The 6,858-nt window shown below is 72.9% G+C and carries 6 protein-coding genes and 1 pseudogene; all 7 read right to left on the bottom strand.

What is annotated here, in order from left to right:
• Positions 1-276 (bottom strand): annotated as a pseudogene (locus E0E00_RS14800) (hypothetical protein); the annotation flags it as partial.
• 969 nt (positions 277-1,245) lie between these two features.
• Entirely contained in the window at positions 1,246-1,959 is a 714-nt protein-coding gene (locus E0E00_RS14115; RefSeq protein WP_130813186.1) for a hypothetical protein, read from the bottom strand.
• A 106-nt stretch (positions 1,960-2,065) separates the two neighbouring features.
• Complete coding sequence (locus E0E00_RS14110) at positions 2,066-2,737, bottom strand: hypothetical protein (RefSeq protein WP_130813185.1); 672 nt, start codon at positions 2,735-2,737, stop codon at positions 2,066-2,068.
• A 437-nt stretch (positions 2,738-3,174) separates the two neighbouring features.
• The gene (locus tag E0E00_RS14105) at positions 3,175-4,122 is read right to left on the bottom strand and encodes a hypothetical protein (protein WP_130813184.1); all 948 of its coding nucleotides are present in this window, start codon (positions 4,120-4,122) and stop codon (positions 3,175-3,177) included.
• A gap of 9 nt (positions 4,123-4,131) precedes the next feature.
• The gene (locus E0E00_RS14100) at positions 4,132-5,118 is read right to left on the bottom strand and encodes a hypothetical protein (protein WP_130813183.1); all 987 of its coding nucleotides are present in this window, start codon (positions 5,116-5,118) and stop codon (positions 4,132-4,134) included.
• Positions 5,119-5,841: 723 nt separating this feature from the next.
• Complete coding sequence (locus E0E00_RS14095) at positions 5,842-6,393, bottom strand: hypothetical protein (RefSeq protein ID WP_165443732.1); 552 nt, start codon at positions 6,391-6,393, stop codon at positions 5,842-5,844.
• Between the two features lies 1 nt (position 6,394).
• Positions 6,395-6,658 (bottom strand): WG repeat-containing protein, encoded by a 264-nt coding sequence (locus E0E00_RS14090; RefSeq protein ID WP_130813181.1) that lies wholly within the window; start codon positions 6,656-6,658, stop codon positions 6,395-6,397.
• Positions 6,659-6,858: the final 200 nt, after the last annotated feature.

The raw sequence follows: 6,858 nt of genomic DNA, 5'->3' as shown, positions 1-6,858 counted from the left end.
GTTGCACCTCCCATGGGTGAGGCAGTGCCTGGCCGCGGCCCCCTTCTGCTCCAGCGTGCATTGCCCGAGGCTGCGGTCCGCGAGCCTTCCTCCGTTCTCCTGCCACTCCCCGTGCCAGCTCACCAGCTGTGCGCGGCTGGGACATCCGAGCTCCCGTATGGTTGCCGTGGCCTTGAGGCCGTACTTGATGTAGGGCTCGACCGCCCTTGTCCTCTGCCCAAGGGAGCACGCGCCATCCTCCAGACGCCATCGTCTGGTACGGATTTCCGGTACCACCCCCTCTGCGTCAGTTCCTATTGCACATCAACACCACGACGGGCCCAGGGCACAGGGGCATGCCGTCGGCGGGCGCAGGACAGGGCGGATGACGGCAGGGGGGAGGCTTGGGGCGCGCGGCAGGGCGAGGCCCGGGAGGGCCTGCGGCCCCTATGGGGGCGAGATCCCAAGGCGTCCCGGCAGCAAGGCCTGTCAGGGCTTCGGGGCCGGGCCTCCCGACTCCCTGCGGCTCGCCGACGCCGCGCGGCCCTCGATGCCAGCCGGCAGGCTCTGCCTGGGCCCGGCTTCGGGCTGCCTCGACGGCGCCATCGCGAGCTGGGCGGCCTCGGCCCCTCCCAACGCCGGAATGGCCAGCCCCATGCCCGAGGCGGCCTTGGCCGCCACGACGGCCGGAGAGCGCCGCCACCCTGTGGCCCGTTCGGGCTGTGGCCGTCGCCACCGCCGGCCTGGGTGGACCCCCGTCTGCGCAAGGGCCGGCATCGCACGCCCCATGCCACGCAAGGGGCGCAGCCCTGGCAGCTCTCGCATGGGGGGCCCTCTCGGCACCACGAAGGTCGGGACGTTCCATGGCAGGGACTGGGCGGGCGCCGCATCGGACGAGCCCAAGGAGAGGATGGACGCCTGTATGGAACGTCACAACGAGACGAGGGTCAAGCGCTCGCTGGGCTCGATGGGCCCCCTACGACACAGGCAGAGCCTGGGCCTGGCAGCCTGGTGGCAAGGTACGGAAAAACGATACCACCCCCGTTCGGGCACGACGGCCTTTCGGGTATGGGCACGAAGAAGTCTCGGGCTCGTGCACGCCCGCGCCAACCAGACCGAGGGCCTAACTTGGTTGACTGCATCGGCTCCCGGCCGAGGAGGCCGGACAGGGAATGATCGACGTGGACAAGACGGGGGACATGCGCAGGAGGGCACCCGCAGCCTTTCGGCGTACGCGACCACGCCCGGGCGCGCCATCCCAGCCCCCTACCTGATCTGCCCGACGGCGGTGCCCACGACGTACAGAAGGGAGAAGGACGCGGCGAGGAACGCGGCGGTGACGGCGACGAGCAGCGCCAGCTGCTGCCACGGCCGCAGCCCCACGTACCAGCGGCGCGCGGGCCCCCACGGCGTGAGGCCCGGCGGCAGCTCGGAGGGGTGCGCCACGGGGACGCCCCGCCTGCGCGCGGCGTCCAGGAGCTGCCCCGGCGCGGCCTCGCGGCCGCCGAGGTACATGCCGTCCAGGGCGAGGGCCCTCCTGCCCCCGGACATGACCGTGACGGAGCGGACCTGCCCGGGCATGTTGGAGTAGTAGGTCACCGCGAGGGCGTCGACGTCGGCCCAGGCGACGGCGCGGCGGCCGAAGAGCAGCCTCGAGACCCTGATGCCCCAGCCGTCCACCGAGACGCGCCAGGAGAGGAACTGGGCGCAGGCGAGGAAGGCGAACGCGGCGAAGCCGAGGGTGAATGCGAGTACGGGCCAGGTGGCGGTCGGGTTGCCCCGGCGGGCCTCGTGGACGAAGAGCGCGAACAGCCCGAGGCAGAAGACGCCTCCGAACGCGCAGAAGGCCGGCCACACGCGCGGCATGCGGTACTCGAGCCGGTCGGGGTCCGGGGAGGAGGCGCCCCGGTCCGAGCGGGCCGCGACGGCCCAGAGCGCGCCTATGAGCACGGTCGCGAGGAGGGCGCCGAGCGCCGCCATGGCTACTCGCCCCCCTCGGCGAGGAGGGAGCAGGCGCCGGGCAGCGGGCGGACGGCCGCGCCGTCGGGGACCGCGACCCCCGCGCCGCCGAGCCGGACCAGCCGGCTCACGACTCCCCGCCTCCCCCGACCCACGAGAGGTCCGCGCTCCAGCCCAGGTACGTGTCCTGGTCCGCGTGTCCCATCACCTCGCCGGTGGTCCCGTCGACGATGTCCACGGAGAGCGAGAAGCCCTCGCCGCCGGTGGCCTCCACCTGCAGGTCGGCCGCCCCGGGGACCGCGCGGGAGACCCCATACATGAGGTCCTGCGCCGTGGCGCCCCCGCCCGCCGTGAGCGTGACCGAGCGGCAGTCGTCCGACACCTCCAGGGCGATGCCGTGTCCGGCGAGCTCCTCCCTGGCCGAGTCGAGCTCCCCGGAGACCCTGCGGACGTTCTCCTCCGACTGCTCCTGCGTCTGCCAGACGTCCACCGTGCCGTCCTCGTTGGCGTACGCGGCCTCGCAGACCGCGGGCGAGGCGCCCAGAAGGTCCCGGGCGTAGCCCTGGGCACCAGCCACGCTGCCGCCCGTGAGAACCCCAGGGAGCCTCACCCGCCTCGTGCCCTCCGGGGCGACGCGCTCCGACTCCGGGACGATGCCGGAGCCGACGCCGGTCGCGTCGCCGCCCGTGGCCTGCGTCCGGGCGCAGCGCCCGGCGAGTCCCGCCGCGGCGCCCACCGCCACGGCGGCGAGCAGGGCGGCCAGCACCGCAGGCCCGCGCCTCCCCACGAAGTCCCTCATGGCATCCCTCCCTGTTCGTCCTGGCATTTTCGTTGCCCGTCTGGCATCCTCCTCATCCCTGGCCAAGAAGCCGCACCCGCGAACGCGCCGAATGGGCCGGCGAGCACGAAGCCCGCCAAGGCCCTCAACGCCTTGCAGGCCGCGACGCCCACGACGACGGCCTGGGCGCCGGGTGGCCGCACCGCGCTCGTGTGCGCGGACGGCGCGGGGGACCCCGAGGCGGACGGCACGGGCGCGCCGCCGTAGGGGACGGCGCGGCCCGCGTGGCCCCAGAGCCTCCCCGAGGGGCCGGACGGGCCCATCTGGAGCCTGCCGCGCGCCATGGGCGGGACGCCGCCACCGGGCCCAGGGGCAGCATCCCCCTGCCGAGGCCCGCCGCGCCGACCCCTTCGCCACGTGCTCCGTCGTAGCGGGCGACCTTCCGAAACATCCCCATCCTAGCCCTCCCGCCGGCCCCGCGGGGCGCCGACCCTGCGCATGCGGCCCACGCGGAAGCGCCATGCGGCTGGGTGCCTGCGCAGAAAGCAGACCGTCCTGCCGGCGGTGATGCCGTCCAGCAGGGTCGCCCCGCCTAGGACAAGGGAGACGCCGAGGGCGAGACCCCCGGCATCGGACGCGGGAAATGCCCCGACGGCCATCTCGGCGAGAACGACAGCGCCGCCGACAACGAGGAAGGCGCCAAGGGCCGCCAGCGTCCAGCGCCAGAGGGCGCACGCGAGCCTCCCAAAGGCGTCCGTGGCCCAGGAGCCCTCGTGGGCGGAGCGGCGGTACTCGCGCGTGCGGCGGGCGGCGTTGACCCTCCCCTCCAGGAAGCGCGAGAGCTCGGTGCGCCCGCCCTCGCCCAGCCCAGACGCGTCGGCGACGAGCTCGGGCGGGCGGTGCGGCGTCATGCGGAGGTAGACGAGCAGGAGGTCGCCGTAGAGGAGGGCGTAGGCCACCCGCGAGTACGGGGCCGAGCCGCCGCCGGGGCGCCCAGGCCCGCCGCCCCACTCGATGCGGTCCTCGTAGAGGCGCAGCGACCCCGGGTCGCGGGCGTCCGCGACCGGAAGGCGCTTGCGGGCAAGGCGCGAGGCGAGGCGCCAGCCCCAGAGCAGCGCCCGCTCCCCGCCGAACAGGGCGAGGGCACCCAGCGCCACGAGGACGCCCAGCGCCATGGACGCCGTCATCACCGCGCCCTCCCCCAGCCCTCCCCAGAGGGAGATCAGCACGCCAAGCGAGAGCAGGAAGAGCAGGGCGAGCACGCGCTCGTGCAGTGGGTAGCGCAAGCTCGCGAAAAGCACCTGCGCGAGCAGCTCGGGGTCGTCCACGCGGAGGGGGCCGCCCCTCAGGGAGAACGCGGGCATCCCCGTGCTGCCGGCAACCCCCCGATCCCGCATCATGAACATAGCCGCCTCCTATCGGACCGGCCTGCCGGGGCCACCGTCAGGCCGCGCCACCCCGTCCCCCGCCACAGGGCGCCTCCTGCGCACGCGTCCCACCCGGAGGCGGCGCCTCGTGGGGTGCCTGCGCAGGACGCAGAGCGACCTGCCGCCGAGGCCGTCCAGGAGCGCCAGGCCGACAAGCAGCATGAACAGCGAGAGGAGGGCCGCCGAGGGCGTGGCGAGGGCGGGCTCCCCCGCCAGCGCGCCGGCGAGCGCCCACGCGCCGAGCGACACGAAGAGGAGGGACAGGCCGTAGGCGGTGCAACGCCAGAGGCCCCACGCGAGCCTCCCCGAGGCGCCCGTGGCCCAGGAGTCCGGGGGGACGGAGCGGCGGTACTCCCGCGTGCGGCGCGCGGCGTTGACCCTCCCCTCCAGGAAGCGCGCGAGCTCCCCGCGCTCCCGCGCGCCCAGGGAGGAGGCGTCGGCGACCACCTCTGGCAGGTGCTGCGGGGACATGCGGAGGGAGACGAGCAGGAGGTCGCCGTAGAACAGGGCGTAGGCCACCTCCGAGTACGGGGCGGAGCCGCCCGCGGCGTGCCGGCCGGCCCCGCCGCCCCACTCCAGGCGGTCGCCGTAGAGGGCGAGGCCCGTCAGCGCGGCGCCCTCGAGCTCGCCGAGCCGGCCGCGGGCGCGCCTGGCGGCCGACCCGACCCAGCCACGCACCCGCCAGATTCCCCGCTCCCCCAGGAGCGGCCACAGCGCGAGGAGGAGAATGATCACCCAGAAGAACAGGATGGACCCCACCGTCATAGCGCGCTTGAGGGGGCCGTCTGTGGGGAACTGCTCCAGGAGCGGCCCCGTGCAGGCGAGGGCGAAGCAGGCGAGGGCCGCCGCCCCGATGGCCTTCTCGTGGTAGGGGTAGACGGAACTCGCCGCCTGCACCTGCGGGGTCACGTCGGAGCCGTCCCCGGGCAGCACGAAGGCGGGGCGCCCCTCCGTCGCGGAGTCACCTTCCGGCATGCGACACACCCCCATACATAGCCCGCAGCGAGTCCACGCGCCGCCGCATCGGCCCGCGACGGCAGCGCGGCGGGGGGCGACGCCTGCCCCGATTGTACAACCTCGGCGCGGCAGGGCCGACGCCCGCCCCCCCTGAATCCGAATCTTGATCCGCCCCATTCCCGTTGGCATGGGGATCCCCCGTATTTAGCAGGACCCTCTTGAACAAGTGGGACTGCGGTGGGAATCCTGGACCAAACGGGACGGGAAGGAACCCACATGTTCAGCACGGGGCAGAAAGGGAGCGCTGTCTCTTGCCCCGGCTTCTCGTGGCACCCCTTCCTGGCCATGTCCGTGCACCTCCCGAGGGGGCCCTCGTCGGGGCCGTCCGTGCCCCACGCCCCGGCATCGGCACGAACATGCTGCGCCTCTGGGCGCCCGCCTTGTCCTCGACCAATCCCCTCCCGCTCCCGCCGTGGGGGGTTGCAGAGGCGGCACTCGAGCCCGCGGTGGGCACCGCGGGCCCTGAAGGGCCCCGTCGCGCGCCCCGGGCCCCCAGCCGAAGACCGATCACGCGACTGAGCCAGCCCCTCGGGGACGGCCGGCATGCCCGTGAGCGAAGTGTCGAAAGCCCGCTGACTGAAGGGGGCTGCGGTGGTGGATTTGGACCAAATCCACCACCGCAGCCCCAACACGCAATTCCAAGCCTGCAATACACAGGGCGGCCGATGCGCACCGCGGAGATCAGGCCGTCCATAAACTCCGGCTCCTGCGCCTTGAGCTCGGCGAACTCGTCGGCCACCACGAACAGGTGCGGCATGGAGGCCGCGCATCAGGGTCTCCCCTCCCGTCTCCCGGCCTCCACGGCGGTAGCCCCAGGGCGATGTGTGCCGCGGCCCTCCACCTCGTCACCGGCGTCCGCCCAACTCTCTGCTGAGAGAGTTCGAACTCTTCGTCCAGCTCCCCAATTCTCTTCGTAAGCTCCCGTTCCCGCTCCTCCGCCTCGTCCAACTGCCTCCGGACGGAGTTCTTCGCGTCCTCGCGAAGGCTGTCGAGCTGAACGAGCTTCTGCCGGAGCTCTGCTGCGTGCTCATCTCCGAGGTTGCGCATCGTATACCGCAGATCATCCTCGGTGCTGGCGCCAATGATGTCCATCCTGCGGAGCGCATCCTCGAGGCCGACCCTCCGTCTGGATGGCCTGTCTCGCTCCTCAACGAGCTCTTCCCTTCGCCTCACGTAGTAGCGGCGTGTCTCACCAGCCTCACCCCCGCCCGGCGTCGCTTTATCCTTATGCACCCTAGTCCGTCCTCTTGTAGTCGAGATCCAGGTCCTTGTCGTCGTAGACCAGCCTATTCGAGGGCAGGTCCTCCGTCTTGGGGACGGGGGTGCCGTCCACGTAGGTCACGATCCGGTCGGGCTCCCCGTCCGGCTCCGCCCGCGGCCGCGCCACGGCGAGGCTCCCGGAGAAGGGCCCGGCGTAAGAGAACGAGGGCTCTATCGCCCAGGATCCGCCCTCGTCGACGTAGCCGCAGAGCCCCGTGTCCACGTCCTGCGCCGGCATCGGGAAGGGGAGCCCCGCGCCCGCGCCCAGCGCCTTATAGGCGGGGGCGACTGTTAGCGCTAACTTGAAAAACGCCAGTTAGGCCAATGGGAACCACCGGTTCGGACCATGTATCTCAGCCAATCGCGCAAACGCAGTTTCACCAGTTCCGCCGACCGCCTAGATTCGGGCCGTAGGCACGCATCCGGGAGGCTGGCATG

It is taken from the genome of Olsenella sp. Marseille-P4559 (genome assembly GCF_900605015.1).
In the GTDB taxonomy this organism is placed as follows: domain Bacteria; phylum Actinomycetota; class Coriobacteriia; order Coriobacteriales; family Atopobiaceae; genus Tractidigestivibacter.
This window is presented reverse-complemented; position numbering and strand designations above follow the sequence as displayed.

What these genes read in the sequence shown, in the direction of transcription:
- E0E00_RS14115 (WP_130813186.1), bottom strand. Translation starts at nt 1,959, where the DNA reads ATGGCGGCGCTCGGCGCCCTCCTCGCGACCGTGCTCATAGGCGCGCTC.
- E0E00_RS14110 (WP_130813185.1), bottom strand. Translation starts at nt 2,737, where the DNA reads ATGAGGGACTTCGTGGGGAGGCGCGGGCCTGCGGTGCTGGCCGCCCTG.
- E0E00_RS14105 (WP_130813184.1), bottom strand. Translation starts at nt 4,122, where the DNA reads ATGTTCATGATGCGGGATCGGGGGGTTGCCGGCAGCACGGGGATGCCC.
- E0E00_RS14100 (WP_130813183.1), bottom strand. Translation starts at nt 5,118, where the DNA reads ATGCCGGAAGGTGACTCCGCGACGGAGGGGCGCCCCGCCTTCGTGCTG.
- E0E00_RS14090 (WP_130813181.1), bottom strand. Translation starts at nt 6,658, where the DNA reads ATGCCGGCGCAGGACGTGGACACGGGGCTCTGCGGCTACGTCGACGAG.